The following is a 13,634-nucleotide window of genomic DNA, read 5'->3' as shown; positions in this document are numbered from 1 at the left end:
AAGCATCGAGCAGCAAAAGTGGAGAAGCAAAAGTGAAAGTTCTTGTCACAGGCGGTATGGGGTACATCGGCAGTCACACATGTGTCCAGATGATTGAAGCAGGTATGGAGCCAATCATTATCGACAACTTGTGTAATGCCAAAATGGAAGTGTTAAGCCGCATTGAAGCGCTAACCGGGAAGCAACCAGCTTTCTACCAAGGCGACATTCGCGATGAAGCCTTTTTGGACTCAGTATTTGCCAAGCATGACATTCAAGCTGTGATTCACTTTGCTGGCCTGAAAGCGGTGGGCGAATCTGTCGCGAAACCATTGGAATACTACGACAACAATGTGAATGGCTCATTGGTGTTGGCGCGCAGCATGCGTAAAGCGGGCGTGAAAAGCATTGTATTTAGCTCATCGGCAACGGTTTATGGCGATCCTGACATTGTGCCGATTACGGAAGACTCGCCAACGGGGGCGACCACTAACCCATACGGTCGCAGCAAGTACATGGTGGAAGAGTGCTTGAGCGATTTGTTCAATGCAGAAAACGACTGGAGCGTGACTTTGCTGCGCTACTTCAACCCAGTTGGTGCGCATCCATCGGGCACCATGGGGGAAGACCCTCAGGGCATCCCGAACAACTTGATGCCGTTTATCGCGCAAGTGGCAGTAGGCCGCCGCGAAAAACTGTCGGTATTTGGCAACGACTACCCGACGCCGGATGGCACAGGCGTGCGTGATTACATCCACGTGATGGATTTAGCAGACGGCCATATCGCCGCGCTGAAATCGGTAGGTGAAAAAGCTGGTTTGCACATTTACAACCTAGGTACGGGCAAAGGCTCTAGCGTGCTTGAGATGGTAGAAGCGTTCGCAGCGGCTAGCGGTAACCCAGTGCCTTACGAACTTTGTCCTCGTCGTCCAGGTGACATTGCAGAATGCTGGGCAAGTACAGATAAAGCGGAGCGAGAGCTCGGTTGGAAAGCGACGCGCAGTGTTGCGGAAATGACGGCAGATACGTGGAAATGGCAGTCAAATAACCCACAAGGCTATTCCCCTGCGTAATTGATGCTGCAGTTGTTGATTGACCGCCTAGCTGCAACTCCAATTTCATTGGGGAATGCAGATGAAAGAAATTCTAAAAGTTGAGTAAGTAAGATGTCGAATGTTGAATTTAACCCAGTGGATCACCCACACCGTCGTTACAACCCACTAACGGGTCAGTGGATTTTGGTGTCACCGCATCGTGCAAAACGCCCTTGGAGTGGCGCTGATGAGAAGCCTGCAACTGATGAGCTACCAAGCTACGACGAGAAGTGTTTCCTTTGCCCATCTAACGAGCGTATTTCTGGTGATGTAAACCCAGATTACCAAGGCACGTACGTGTTCCAAAATGACTTCGCAGCACTGATGGTGGACTCTCCAGATGCGCCTGAGTCAGACAACCCTCTGTTCAAAACGCAAGGTGTACGCGGGTTGAGCCGAGTGATCTGTTTCTCGCCTGATCACAGCAAAACTTTGCCTGAGCTACCGGTCGACAAAATCCGTGGCGTGATTGACACGTGGAATGATCAAATCGAAGAGCTGGGTAAAGACTACGTTTGGGTTCAAGCATTCGAGAACAAAGGTGAGACCATGGGTTGTTCTCAGCCTCACCCGCACGGTCAAATCTGGGCAAACAGCTTCTTGCCAAACGAAATTGAGCGCAAAGAACACAACTTAAAAGCTTACTACCAAGAGCATGGCAGCAACTTGCTAGTGGATTACGTGCAAGCTGAACTTAAAGACGGTTCACGCACCGTGGTTGAGACTGAACATTGGGTTGCTGTTGTGCCTTACTGGGCGGCGTGGCCATTCGAAACCATGCTACTGCCTAAAACGCACATTCGTCGAATGAGTGAGCTAACCGATGAGCAACGTGATGACCTTGCGGTTGCAATCAAAAAGCTAACCAGCCGTTACGACAACCTATTTCAATGCTCTTTCCCTTACTCAATGGGCTGGCATTACGCGCCGTTCTTTGAAGAAGGTACCGATATCGACCATTGGCAACTGCATGCGTTGTTCTACCCGCCACTGCTACGTAGTGCAACGGTTCGTAAGTTCATGGTTGGCTACGAAATGCTGGCAGAAAGCCAACGCGACCTAACCGCAGAACAAGCGGCGCAGCGTCTGCGTGACCTAAGCGATGTGCACTACAAAGAGCAATAACGCCTCAAAGTAGACTGATAACGAATAACGGGATAGCGCGACTTTACAGATAGAAAGTTAGGCTCACGCGCTATCCCAATACCAAATTTATAATTTAAGAGAACGTCTCTATGTCTGATCTAATCCAAAATGTGAAAACCTCTTTTGAACAAGTGCTGGGTTACGCCCCAAGCCACATTATTCAAGCCCCTGGTCGTGTAAACCTGATTGGTGAGCACACTGACTACAACGACGGTTTCGTACTGCCATGTGCGATCAACTACCAAACCGTTGTGGCGGCAGCTAAGCGTGAAGACAACCTAGTACGCGTAGTTTCTGTGGATTACGGCAACGCCGTTGATGAGTTCGATATCACGCAAGAAATCACATTCCAACAAGACAAAATGTGGGCGAACTACATTCGCGGTGTGGTGAAGTGTCTTCTTGCTCGTGGATACCAATTCTCTGGTGCGGATATTTCTGTTAGCGGTAACGTGCCTCAAGGTGCGGGTTTAAGCTCGTCTGCAGCGTTGGAAGTCGTGATTGGTCAAACATTCAAAGTGCTGTTCAATCTTGAAATCAGCCAAGCGGAAATTGCGCTAAACGGCCAGCAAGCAGAGAACGAATTCGTTGGTTGTAACTGCGGCATTATGGACCAAATGATTTCGGCAGAAGGTCGTGAAAACCACGCGATGCTATTGGATTGTCGCAGCTTAGAAACTGAAGCGGTATCAATGCCTGAAGACATGGCCGTGGTGATCATCAACTCAAACAAAAAACGTGGCTTGGTAGACAGTGAATACAATACACGTCGTGAGCAGTGTGAAGAAGCTGCGCGCATCTTCGGTGTGAGAGCACTGCGTGATGTGACCATTGAACAATTTAACGAGAAAGTCTCTGAGCTAGATGAAATGGTCGCAAAACGTGCTCGTCACGTCATCACAGAAAACGACCGCACGGTAGAAGCAGCACAAGCACTTCGCGCACACGACATGAAGCGCATGGGTGAACTGATGGCTGAGTCTCATGCTTCTATGCGTGATGATTTCGAAATCACAGTCAAAGAAATCGATACGTTAGTTGAGATGGTGAAAGAAGTGATTGGCGAGCAAGGCGGCGTGCGCATGACAGGCGGCGGCTTTGGTGGTTGTATCGTTGCGATTGTACCGCCAGCGTTGGTTGACGAAGTGAAAGCAACGGTAGAAGCGAAGTACCAAGCAGCAACGGGTCTAAAAGAATCCATCTACGTGTGCCAAGCGAAAAACGGCGCTGGTTTAGTCGAAGTACTTTAAGAGGCTGGAATGAGAGAGTATTTTGAAAATTTACAGCAAGCGATGGCCAATACACCATCGTTTGATGGTCTCCCAGCGAAGCTGATTCACTTAACCAACAGTAACGGAATGACCGCGTCTTTTATGGATGTCGGTGCGACGTGGTTAAGTTGCACTTTGCCTATCCATGGAGAGTATCGCGAAGTGTTACTGCGCTCGCCAAATATGGATGAGCATATGAAGCAGGGGGCTTACTTTGGCTCGATAGTTGGTCGCTTTGCTAATCGTATTGGCAAGGGGGAGTTTGAGCTTGAGGGACAGCGCTACCAACTTGGCATCAATAATGGTGAAAACTCACTGCATGGTGGTTTAGAGGGGTTTGACAAAAGGCGTTGGACTATTGTCGAGCAGGATTCTCAGCAAGTTGTATTTGAACTTCATTCTGAAGATGGTGACCAAGGTTACCCGGGTAATCTAGACGTTAAGGTAACTTACGTTTTAACGGACGATAACGAAGTGTCGATTGCTTATGAAGCAAGCACAGATAAAGCATGCCCGGTAAATTTAACGAATCATGCTTACTTTAACTTGGCGGGAGAAGGTTCTGACGCTAAAAGCTTAGATCATAAATTACAGCTAAATGCCGCTCACTACTTACCGACTGATCAAGGTCTAATTCCTACAGGAGACCTAAAGCCCGTAGAAGGAACCAGTTTTGATTTCTCATCCGTTAAATTAGTAGGGAGAGATTTCCTGAGTGAACCCGATCAGAAAACCGCTGGCGGCTACGATCACGCCTTTGTGTTCAAGCCTGAAGTGACCAATGGCGTGTCTGTCGCCGCGGTTCTGATTTCACCTCAACAAGAAGTCACGATGACGGTCAAAACGACAAAGCCAGCCGTGCAGTTTTACTCTGGTAATTTCCTAGTAGGAACACCAGGTAAGAGCAAAAGTTATGAGCTCTATGATGGACTAGCACTGGAAACACAGTACTTTCCTGATGGGCCGAATAAACCTGAATGGGGTGTCAACAGTGGGGTGTTGAACTCTGGGGACTGCTATCAGCATCAAACCATCTATGGCTTTGAATTTTAGATAGCTTTTTTGGTGGGCTAAATGCCCACCTTTTTTGTTTTTGTCGAAGAGGTTCGAATAATCAATTCACCTTCTACTTTTCGTTTGCTGGAGAGTAAAGGTTGCTCTTCTATCAGAGCCATCAAGGATTCTACGGCGAGCTTACCCATATCTGAGTAAGGCAGTTCAACAGAGGATAGTGCTGGAAAGCTCTCAGAGGCAATCTGTTGATTGTCGTACCCAACTACCGCAACATCCTGAGGGATCTTAAGGCCTAACTCCGCCAATGCTTGGTAACACCCCATTGCCATGTAATCACTTCCACAGAATATCGCTTCAGGCGGTTGCTCCAAGTTGAACAGCGCTAGCGTCTGTTGGTGCGCTTCTTTTAGAGACCAATTCGCTTCAGCAACGTACGCGTTATTCGGAATAATATCGGCGTCAATCAATGCCTGACGGTACCCTTCTCTGCGCTGCTGACTTGCAAGCATCCAGTTTTCACCAGTGAGCATTGCAATACGACGATAACCTTGTTGAGTAAGGTGAGAGACTGCTTTGTAAGCGCCTATCATATCTGCAGGTAAAACGCTTGGTGTTTCATGAGCACTTTCGTTTGTGCAGTTTAAAAGTATGGTTGGTAGTACCGTATTGACGCGTTGTTGTTCAAGTTCACGAGTCATGCTCGACGCATAAACCAAGCCAGCATAATCACCGCTATTTATTTCTGCTTCAATCTTACTTGCCAATACTTCATCGTGACTGTAATTGAACGTCACTAGAATAAAGTCGTTCGCCCACGCTTCTTCACGTGCGGCGTTAATTGCATCAATAAAAGGATCGTAGCTAGTTAGCCCATTGATCACCAAGGCGATTTTTTTGGGGCGACCAAGCGCATGAGCCACTTTCTTATTCTTGTAGCCAAGCGACTCTGCGGTTTCAAGGACCTTTTGTTTGGTGGCATCGGCAATTTTTACCGATGTAGAGCCATTCAACACCAAAGACACGGTTGACTGGGATACCCCTGCTTCCGCAGCAATATCACTCATAGTTACTTTTTTAGCCATTCTTCGATTTACGGATAATTTTCTTAGCTAAAGATATTAGCTAAAGATTAAGACCAGATCATCCCCAAAAGATATTGATCACAAAGTCATGTCATAGAGCCACTAAAGCTGTGATGAGCACCACGTTTATTTTGTGATCATCTGGCGACTAAATTATTTATTAATATATTAGCTAATATTATTAGTTAATAATTTAGTTTTGAGGTTAGTAAGATGACAAGATGGTCAGAAGAGAAAGCATGGCAGTGGCAAAAAGAACATGGATGGCTGCGTGGCTTTAACTATTTGCCAAGAACCGCGGTTAACTGGAATGAGATGTGGCAAGCCGAATCGTTCTCTCCTGAAGTTATGGAGCAGGAGCTAGCGTGGGCGAGAGAAGTTGGCTACAACACATTACGTACTAACTTACCTTTCATTGTTTGGCAGGCGGATCGCCAAGGTTTGCATGAGCGTATTGAGCGCTTTCTAGATATTTGTGAACGTAACCAAATTAAAGTGATGATGACACCGATGGATGATTGCGGTTTTTCTGGCGATCATCCTTATCTTGGTGAGCAAAAAGCACCCGTTCCGGATTTGCACAATAGCCAAGCAGCCGCAAGCCCAGGCCGTAATATCGTGATGGATAAAACACTATGGGGAGAGGTTGAAACCTATATTCGAGACATTATTTCAACTTACAAGAATGACCCTCGTATTGTTATTTGGGACCTGTATAACGAACCGACCAACCGCATGATTTTCACCAATGAAGGTGAGTTTGCATATGACGAAGAAATGGAAGTATTCAGTCATGAACTGATGGTAAAGGCGTTTGAATGGGCGCGAGATGAAAACCCATCGCAGCCTCTAACAGTGGGAGCATGGCACGCTCCTAGCATTCTAGATCGAAGCCTACCGATCTTCGAACACCCTACTGATCGCAAAGCTTTAGAGCTGTCAGATATCATCACGTTCCACGCTTATCTTCCCATCGACCTCTTCCATAAAGCTGTCGAAATTGTGGAAGCTTATAACCGCCCAATGATGTGCACTGAATGGTTAGCACGCCATGCTGAATCTCATCTGCATGAACAACTACCTATTTTCAAACAGAAAACCATTGGTTGTTACCAGTGGGGGTTAGTGAAAGGCAAAACTCAAACTCATTTACCTTGGCCAGAAATTAAACGTAACGATACCGACTACGCAAGTCGATGGTTCCACGATCTGCTTGATGAGCAAGGACAGCCATATGACCCAAGTGAAGTGCAGTTAATCAAAACACTCGCAGAAGTGGATTAATTGCCTGTGAGCCGACCTTGAGATTTAGGTCGGCAGCCAATCTATAATTAACTCAATTGAGACGTGAACTATGACTACTCTACAAAACAGATTAACCAATAAGGAGCTGATGTCTTACTTCGGCTACGGAGTAGGCCAGTGCTTTAGCTTTGGTCTAGTCGGCTCTTTTATTCTTTACTTTTATACTGATATCTTAGGCATATCACCGATAGCGGCGAGTACGATATTCTTAATTGCCCGAGTTTGGGATGCGGTGAACGATCCTTTGATCGCGGGCTATATGGACACGCTTGAATCTCGATTTGGTAAGTTCCGCCCGTACATGTTGTTTACACCATTTCTTATCGTCTTGGTGACGATCGCTTCTTTCTACAACATTGATGCTGATACCTCTACAAAGGTGATGTACGCCGGTATCACTTACATTCTTTGGGGAACGCTTTACACCATTTCAGATGTGCCTTTCTGGTCAATGTCTTCTGTTATGACAGACGAGCCGCAAGAGCGTGCTAAAGCAGCAACTTGCGCAATGCTTGGTGTAAATGCGGGTATTGGTGCGACGTTAGTTATTTTCCCTAAACTAAGCGCTTATTTTGCCGACGGACGTGCAGATCAGGGTTACCTGCCTGCAGTGGTAGTGTTGATGATTGCGGGTCTGTTGTTCATGTTGAACGGCTTCTTCAACACTAAAGAACGTATATCTACTGCGAGCTGTGAGAAAGTCACGCTTAAACAGACTTTCCAAGCGGTACGTAAGAACAAGCCATTATTCTTTATTCTTGCCGCTTTCTTTATGAATGTGTTCTTTAACCTAGTAAATGGCCTGTACATTTTCTTCTTTACCTACAACATGGGTGATGCAGGCTTGGTCTCTTTGATTGGTACGATTACCTTGGTGAGTGCGATCGCTTGTTTAGCCACGCCAGTACTAACGAAGCGATTCAAAAAGCGCGATATATTCATTGCTTTATGTGTGCTTGAGATCATCGCTCGTGTTGGCTTCTATCTTACCGGTTACGATAACCCAATGGCCGTTATGATTTGGTTAGCTGTTATTACGGGGATATTCATGATGACGAACCCGCTGATCTCGGCAATGATTGCAGATACGGTAGAGTATTCTTACTACCACAGTGGAAAGCGTACGGCAGCGATTACGTTTTCTGGGCAGACTTTCACAGGCAAACTCTCCGTAGCAGTCGCTGGTGGTTTAACAGGCATCATCCTAACGATGATTGGCTATGTACCGAATGCGGAGCAGACTGAAACAGCGCTAAATGGCATGTTTTTCTGTATAGCTTTACTGCCTGCTCTAGGGGCTTTGGTTCGTATTTTTATTATGTCTCGTTATACCTTCACAGAAGACCAGCATGCAATCCTGCGTGAGAAACTGCAACGTGGTGAGTTTGCTGATGGGATTGAAGTGACTCAGACTAAGACAAGTGAAGCATTAAGCTAATAAACCTTTGAAATGAAAAAGCCCGCTTAATCGGATTGAGCGGGCTTTCTTGTGTATGTCTTTTAGAGACTAGAACTAAAGACGATCCACCGAGTTACGGCGAACTAAAGTTGGGCTAAAGATGATGGTGTCATCTTCCACTTGCTCATCACGTGATAACGCTAGCGCCAAACGCGCGGCACGCTCTGCCATCATTTCGATTGGGTAACGAATCGTGGTCAAACTTGGATTGACGAAGCGAGCAATTAAGCCATCGTCGAAGCCAACCATGGACACTTTTTCTGGTACGTCGATGCCGTTTTGATCTAACGCTGCCAGCGCGCCTGCTGCCATGTAGTCGTTGTACGCCACCACACCAGTGATTGCGAGTGACTTGGTCAGCAGATTGGTCATGGCTGTTTCGCCGCCGTCACTGTTTGGTTCACCATATTCGACATAGTTTTTTGATAGCTCGATATCGTGGTCTTTCAGTGCCGCTTGGTAACCTTGTAAACGCTCGTCGGTATCTTCGATGTCATGGGATGAGGCGATACAAGCGATCTTGGTGTGACCATGACGAATCAGATATTCCGTCGCTAAGTACGCGCCCTTGCGGTTATCAAGAGAGATACAACGCTCTGCCAATTCTGGGATATGACGGTTGATCAACACCATGCCTTTGACTTCTTTGGCGTAGCCGATCAGTTCTTCATCTGATAGACCTTTAGAGTGAATCACAATGGCTTCACAACGGTTGTTGATCAGAAGTTCTAGCGCTTGGCGTTCGTCTTCTGGGTTGTGGTAGCCATTACCAATCAGAATGTGTTTGCCGTTTTCACGTGCCACGTTATCTACCGATTTCACCAGTGTGCCGAAGAACGGGTCTGAGACATCACCGACAAGCACGCCCATGGTGTTGGTACTTTGGCTGACGAGTGCACGCGCTGCTGCGTTTGGACGGTAGCCCAGTTTGCTCATTGCTTGCGTCACTGCGTCGATAGAAGATTGGCTTGCTTTCGGTGATTTATTGATCACGCGAGAGACGGTCGCGACCGATACGCCGGCTTCTTTCGCGACATCCTTGATTGTTGCCATGAGGGACCTTTCGAGGGCTAAAAATGTTAATTGGAGTATTAAACACCCATTGTGTAATAAGTGCAATTTTAACCGATGTTTGCTTTAAAAAATGCGACCTTTACCACTTGAAATTATTAAGTTTGTTGGTAGTGTAAACGTTATCTTTTTAGTAAAATTTTACTGGAGTTTGAATTCATGGAAACGATCGCTTACTCAGACTTTGCAAAGCTAGAAATTCGCACCGGAAAAATCATCGAAGTAGCTCGCCACGAGAACGCAGATAAGCTGTACATCGTGCAGATCGACATCGGTGAGAAAACACTGCAAACCGTCACCAGCTTGGTGCCTTACTACACAGAAGAAGAGTTGATGGGGAAACAAGTGGTGGTGCTGTGTAATCTCGCGAAAGCTAAGATGCGTGGTGAAACCTCTGAGTGCATGTTGCTTTGTGCCGAAACCGATGATGAATCAGAAAGTGTTCTGCTGACGCCTGAACGCGCGATGCCTGCTGGTGTGAGAATCGTTTAGTACCCTTAAAGCTTACTCAAATAAAAAACAGCGCTGATAGAGTGCTGTTTTTTATTCTGTTCTTAAGAGTGTTGAGCAATTAGGTTATCAATCAACTCATAATGATGATCTTGTACGCCCGCTAAGTTGCCGTATTTGGGCTGGTGGCGATCGTTTTCTTTGGCATGATGCCAACCAACGGTATGGCGAACGAAATGCTCAGCAAAGGCATGGGAGACTTCCAAGCATCCTGCGAGGACCGTATCAACATAGCTTTGCATGATGGGACTGAGCGAGCAGGGTGGTAACGGATCGTTTTTCACATAAACCCAAATGCTGTGCTCAGAGTTAAAAGTGGCCTCTGTTTCTATCTAATCAGGACGGATTTGAATACGATGGTAGCCACGCTCGCGTCGGTCAAAATCCGCTAGCGCTTGATCGTCGACTTCAAGCAGCACGCCATTGACTTGACCTTCGCCTTCATTCACAACCAAGGGTGACAAGATATAGCTGTCGTCAACTTTGCCCCAATAGCGCACCAGACCATGAGCGATGACTGGAATGGCTTCTCCCGTTTGACCCGTTAACTTGCGCGAGGCGGCATTGATTAAACTGCCGTAGCCAAATATATACATCTCGATTGCTTCCCTTACTTCGACGAAATCACTGTTATCCGTTATACCTAAACACTACCAACCAAGCAATGCGTGAAGCACAGGTTTTACCTCGAAAGGATAGTTTGATTTTATAACATGTATTTTTCATGCATGTTTGTGTTAATATCGAACGCGTAGAATTTTTGAACGGTATCAAATGGGTACTTAAGGGCATCACAATGCTGAATATCACCGATAAAAAAGTGGAAGAGAAAATCCCTGCATGGCTGCGATTAGGGTTTAGACCGTTTTTCCTGTTTGGCTCTATTTATGCTGTTGTCGCAATTGCGGTATGGGTATGGATGTTTCAAACCGGACAGCCAAGTGCGTTGAGTATTCCGGCGTTGTGGTGGCACGTTCATGAAATGTTATTTGGTTTTTCAATGGCAATAGTGGTGGGCTTTGTGCTGACTGCAGTGCAAAACTGGACGGGCATTAACGGCACGAAACACTATACCTTGTTAGCGATATTTACACTGTGGCTTGCACCGAGAATACTGCTTTGGACACCAGCACCACTTTGGTTAACCAGCAGCATTGAAGCGCTGTTTTTGCTATTTGTGGCGTACGAAGTGGGCATTCGTGTTTACCGCGCGAAAGGCTGGCGTAATCTATTCTTTGTGCCGTTATTCTTGCTCGCCATCTTTGCTAACTTTGCTAGTTACGCAACAGTGAAAGGCATGCCGCCATTTACCTCGTCAGCGGTATGGCAAGCGATGCTTTGGTGGTTCACTCTGCTGCTTTCTGTCATGGGCGGACGAGTGATTCCATTTTTCACAGCCCGTCGCTTTAACTTCGAAAAGGCTCAGCCGCTACTGTGGTTGGATTGGCTAGCAAACCTACCTTTGGTCATGTTGTTCGTATTGAGTTTCTTCCCTGTGACGTTTGCAGAACTTGGTCAGCCACTTATGTTGTTTGCCGGTGTGGCGCAGTTGGTTCGATTCCTGCGCTGGAAGCCTTGGCTGACACTTAGCGAGCCGTTGGTGTGGTCGTTACACGCGGCTTATTTGTGTCTGCCTTTGAGCCTAATTCTACGTGGCAGTTGGCATAATGCGTTTGCGAGCCACAACTTAATTCATCTGTTTGCTATCGGCGCATTGGGTGGATTGATCTTAGCGATGATTGCTCGAGTGACCATGGGGCACACAGGTCGCATGATTTACAAAGGCCCAAACATGAGCATCGCTTTTGCTGCCGTGATTGGCGCGGCGTTAGCAAGAAGCTTAGGCGTGATTTTTGACCCTTCACACATGCTACTTTGGATTGATGTAAGTGCAGCCTTGTGGATTCTGGCTTTCGGTATGTTTGTATGGCGATTCGGAATTATGCTGATGAAACCAAGAGTGGATGGCCATCCCGGATAGTCACAGTTCAGAATTGATAAAAGAAGGGCTCAACCAACGGTATGAGCCCTTTTTATTTGAGCTTTCTTCCGCAAATGACCCACAATTAGTAAGGTGATTGTTAAGAATGTGAAAAACGTTGAATTCTATAGTGTGATTTGAGCGTGCTAGAAGAGGCGGACTCCGCTACTCTGTAGGTGTTATTGCTCGTATGCACATGAGTGATTAACTAGCCAATTAACGTTTTAGACCCATAGGTGTCTTTTCGTGTAATTACATGGCCGCTTAGTTCTATACCTCCGTGGAACTAAGCGGCGTTTTTCGTTTTGTGGCTAGATAAAATTAGATATTCCCTTCACTGAAGTCTTTTTGGAAATACAGCACTTTCTGTAGATAGCGTCTTGCTTCCCCTTTTGGGTGTTGAGTGGTCAACGCATCATAAACCTGAGTCGGGTTAAGGCTGTTAAGCTCATTCATCGCGCGTTTTCGGTCACTATCGAAGGTAGAAAGCACGCCGCCTGTGCCGCCGTTATAGGCTGAAATCATACTAAAGTGTTTCGAAGTAGGATGTTTTACATCTCTTAGATAGCGATTCTTCAAGATATAGAAATACGCCGCGCCTGTATCAATGTTATTGGCAGGATCGAACAAGTATTCTTTGGTTGGAATACCCGGTTTGTTTTTCACCAAATTAAACACATCAGCACCGGCGGTTTTTGGGATCACCTGCATTAAGCCGTAAGCCCCAGCATGAGAGACCGCATAAGGGTTAAAGCTGCTTTCGGTTTTGATCACAGCGAAGATTAGATCTTCAGACAAGCCATATCGTTTAGCTGCATCACGTACCAAGCCTGCATACTGGTATTCTCGCTGCTCTAGGTGATCTTTCACCATGTTGATTTCGACATAATAAGCACTGCCGCGTTTGATGGCTTTCTTCTGCAGTTTATTGTCGAGCAGGTAGTCCGCGTAGCGATTAGCACGCCACTCCCATTCAATCGGCTTTCCATCGTGATCGAGAACTTGCCCCAATAAGAACGGCTTACCACGCAATACCGCTTCTTTATCGCTAAACAACTCTGCATGAGCTGGATCGGCAGGCATGAGTAGCGTCTGTACGATGGCTTTTTGTAGCTTCTCTGTTGGCTGATATTGGGAAATCGTCGAAACATAAATCTTACCCGTTTCGAAATCGATGTGTGCTCGGGTGTTGTAACCATCAAGGTACTTCACGTAACGGTGTTTGCCTGCTTCAACGAACTCATCTTCACCCCAGCGTTCTTTGGCTTTTTGAGCAATGTAAGCCAGTAACTGTTTGATGTTATCTTCGTTCGATGCGCTTGGCGGTTTTACGTAGGGAGGAACGTAGTCATCACATGCGCATGGTGGTGTTTCTTCGGGAGCGACAGAACAACCACCGAGAAGGAGTAAGCTCAGGATTAGCGATTTCTTCATCGGATACCGATTTAATTAGAGGTGAGGGCAATTGCCGACTGAAGAAAATAATAAGTAAGAGTGCTAATCGCCTGAAATTAAAACTTTTTGTGCTTTCGATAGAAGTGTTTGATGCTGAGTGTTCACCGGAAAAAGAAAAAGCCTGCGGGGTGCCTGTCTCTTGATCACAAGTCTAGTGATCAAGAGACATTGCGAGCTCGTAGCCTTCAAGGATGGTTTGCAGTTTAAACCATCCTTCCCAAAGTGCCTTTATTGAAGCTCTGCCCGTCCTCTTGGTATCTTTCCAAC

General features: G+C 46.4%; 11 protein-coding genes and 1 pseudogene. 8 read left to right on the top strand and 4 right to left on the bottom strand.

Annotation, left to right across the window (positions count from 1 at the left end; all coding sequences use genetic code 11):
* Positions 1-32 precede the first annotated feature (32 nt).
* From galE to galM, 4 genes are all read left to right on the top strand, one after another.
* Positions 33-1,052 (top strand): UDP-glucose 4-epimerase GalE, encoded by a 1,020-nt coding sequence (gene galE / locus QTO06_RS09060; RefSeq protein WP_331407522.1) that lies wholly within the window; start codon positions 33-35, stop codon positions 1,050-1,052.
* Between the two features lie 93 nt (positions 1,053-1,145).
* Positions 1,146-2,198: a UDP-glucose--hexose-1-phosphate uridylyltransferase gene (locus QTO06_RS09055; protein ID WP_331407520.1), complete on the top strand. Its 1,053-nt coding sequence runs from the start codon at positions 1,146-1,148 to the stop codon at positions 2,196-2,198.
* Between the two features lie 110 nt (positions 2,199-2,308).
* A complete protein-coding gene (gene galK / locus QTO06_RS09050) occupies positions 2,309-3,469 on the top strand; it encodes a galactokinase (protein WP_331407518.1) in 1,161 nt (386 codons plus the stop codon).
* A 9-nt stretch (positions 3,470-3,478) separates the two neighbouring features.
* Positions 3,479-4,543 carry a galactose-1-epimerase gene (gene galM, locus QTO06_RS09045; protein WP_331407517.1) on the top strand — a complete coding sequence of 355 codons (1,065 nt, stop codon included), beginning with the start codon at positions 3,479-3,481 and terminating at the stop codon, positions 4,541-4,543.
* Between the two features lie 17 nt (positions 4,544-4,560).
* On the opposite strand, the gene QTO06_RS09040 is transcribed toward galM, so the two are convergent.
* Positions 4,561-5,586 (bottom strand): LacI family DNA-binding transcriptional regulator, encoded by a 1,026-nt coding sequence (locus QTO06_RS09040; protein WP_050912873.1) that lies wholly within the window; start codon positions 5,584-5,586, stop codon positions 4,561-4,563.
* A 213-nt stretch (positions 5,587-5,799) separates the two neighbouring features.
* Between QTO06_RS09040 and QTO06_RS09035 the strand changes: the two genes are divergently transcribed.
* The gene (locus QTO06_RS09035; RefSeq protein WP_331407516.1) at positions 5,800-6,870 is read left to right on the top strand and encodes a cellulase family glycosylhydrolase; all 1,071 of its coding nucleotides are present in this window, start codon (positions 5,800-5,802) and stop codon (positions 6,868-6,870) included.
* Positions 6,871-6,940: 70 nt separating this feature from the next.
* Positions 6,941-8,329 carry an MFS transporter gene (locus tag QTO06_RS09030; RefSeq protein ID WP_331407514.1) on the top strand — a complete coding sequence of 463 codons (1,389 nt, stop codon included), beginning with the start codon at positions 6,941-6,943 and terminating at the stop codon, positions 8,327-8,329.
* A 75-nt stretch (positions 8,330-8,404) separates the two neighbouring features.
* Here the strand turns inward: QTO06_RS09030 and QTO06_RS09025 are convergent, their stop codons facing one another.
* The gene (locus QTO06_RS09025; protein WP_331407513.1) at positions 8,405-9,403 is read right to left on the bottom strand and encodes a substrate-binding domain-containing protein; all 999 of its coding nucleotides are present in this window, start codon (positions 9,401-9,403) and stop codon (positions 8,405-8,407) included.
* Between the two features lie 177 nt (positions 9,404-9,580).
* Between QTO06_RS09025 and QTO06_RS09020 the strand changes: the two genes are divergently transcribed.
* Positions 9,581-9,913: a tRNA-binding protein gene (locus QTO06_RS09020; protein WP_005436572.1), complete on the top strand. Its 333-nt coding sequence runs from the start codon at positions 9,581-9,583 to the stop codon at positions 9,911-9,913.
* Between the two features lie 62 nt (positions 9,914-9,975).
* On the opposite strand, the pseudogene QTO06_RS09015 reads toward QTO06_RS09020, so the two are convergent.
* Positions 9,976-10,527: pseudogene (locus QTO06_RS09015) on the bottom strand (gamma-glutamylcyclotransferase family protein).
* A 200-nt stretch (positions 10,528-10,727) separates the two neighbouring features.
* On the opposite strand from QTO06_RS09015, the gene QTO06_RS09010 reads away from it, so the two are divergent.
* Complete coding sequence (locus QTO06_RS09010) at positions 10,728-11,912, top strand: NnrS family protein (RefSeq protein WP_331407511.1); 1,185 nt, start codon at positions 10,728-10,730, stop codon at positions 11,910-11,912.
* A 321-nt stretch (positions 11,913-12,233) separates the two neighbouring features.
* On the opposite strand, the gene mltC is transcribed toward QTO06_RS09010, so the two are convergent.
* Positions 12,234-13,346, bottom strand: a complete 1,113-nt coding sequence (gene mltC, locus QTO06_RS09005) for a membrane-bound lytic murein transglycosylase MltC (RefSeq protein ID WP_331407510.1) — start codon at positions 13,344-13,346, stop codon at positions 12,234-12,236.
* Positions 13,347-13,634 lie beyond the last annotated feature (288 nt).

The sequence above is a fragment of the Vibrio sp. M260121 genome (assembly GCF_036533715.1).
In the GTDB taxonomy this organism is placed as follows: Bacteria; Pseudomonadota; Gammaproteobacteria; order Enterobacterales; family Vibrionaceae; genus Vibrio.
The sequence above is the reverse complement of the archived record's forward strand: the minus strand, read 5'-3'. Positions and strand labels throughout refer to the sequence as shown.

Bases quoted from the DNA above. Each gene is read 5' to 3' on its own strand.
- QTO06_RS09055 (WP_331407520.1), top strand. From the start codon at position 1,146: ATGTCGAATGTTGAATTTAACCCAGTGGATCACCCACACCGTCGTTAC.
- galK (WP_331407518.1), top strand. From the start codon at position 2,309: ATGTCTGATCTAATCCAAAATGTGAAAACCTCTTTTGAACAAGTGCTG.
- galM (WP_331407517.1), top strand. From the start codon at position 3,479: ATGAGAGAGTATTTTGAAAATTTACAGCAAGCGATGGCCAATACACCA.
- QTO06_RS09040 (WP_050912873.1), bottom strand. From the start codon at position 5,586: ATGGCTAAAAAAGTAACTATGAGTGATATTGCTGCGGAAGCAGGGGTA.
- QTO06_RS09035 (WP_331407516.1), top strand. From the start codon at position 5,800: ATGACAAGATGGTCAGAAGAGAAAGCATGGCAGTGGCAAAAAGAACAT.
- QTO06_RS09030 (WP_331407514.1), top strand. From the start codon at position 6,941: ATGACTACTCTACAAAACAGATTAACCAATAAGGAGCTGATGTCTTAC.
- QTO06_RS09025 (WP_331407513.1), bottom strand. From the start codon at position 9,403: ATGGCAACAATCAAGGATGTCGCGAAAGAAGCCGGCGTATCGGTCGCG.
- QTO06_RS09020 (WP_005436572.1), top strand. From the start codon at position 9,581: ATGGAAACGATCGCTTACTCAGACTTTGCAAAGCTAGAAATTCGCACC.
- QTO06_RS09010 (WP_331407511.1), top strand. From the start codon at position 10,728: ATGCTGAATATCACCGATAAAAAAGTGGAAGAGAAAATCCCTGCATGG.
- mltC (WP_331407510.1), bottom strand. From the start codon at position 13,346: ATGAAGAAATCGCTAATCCTGAGCTTACTCCTTCTCGGTGGTTGTTCT.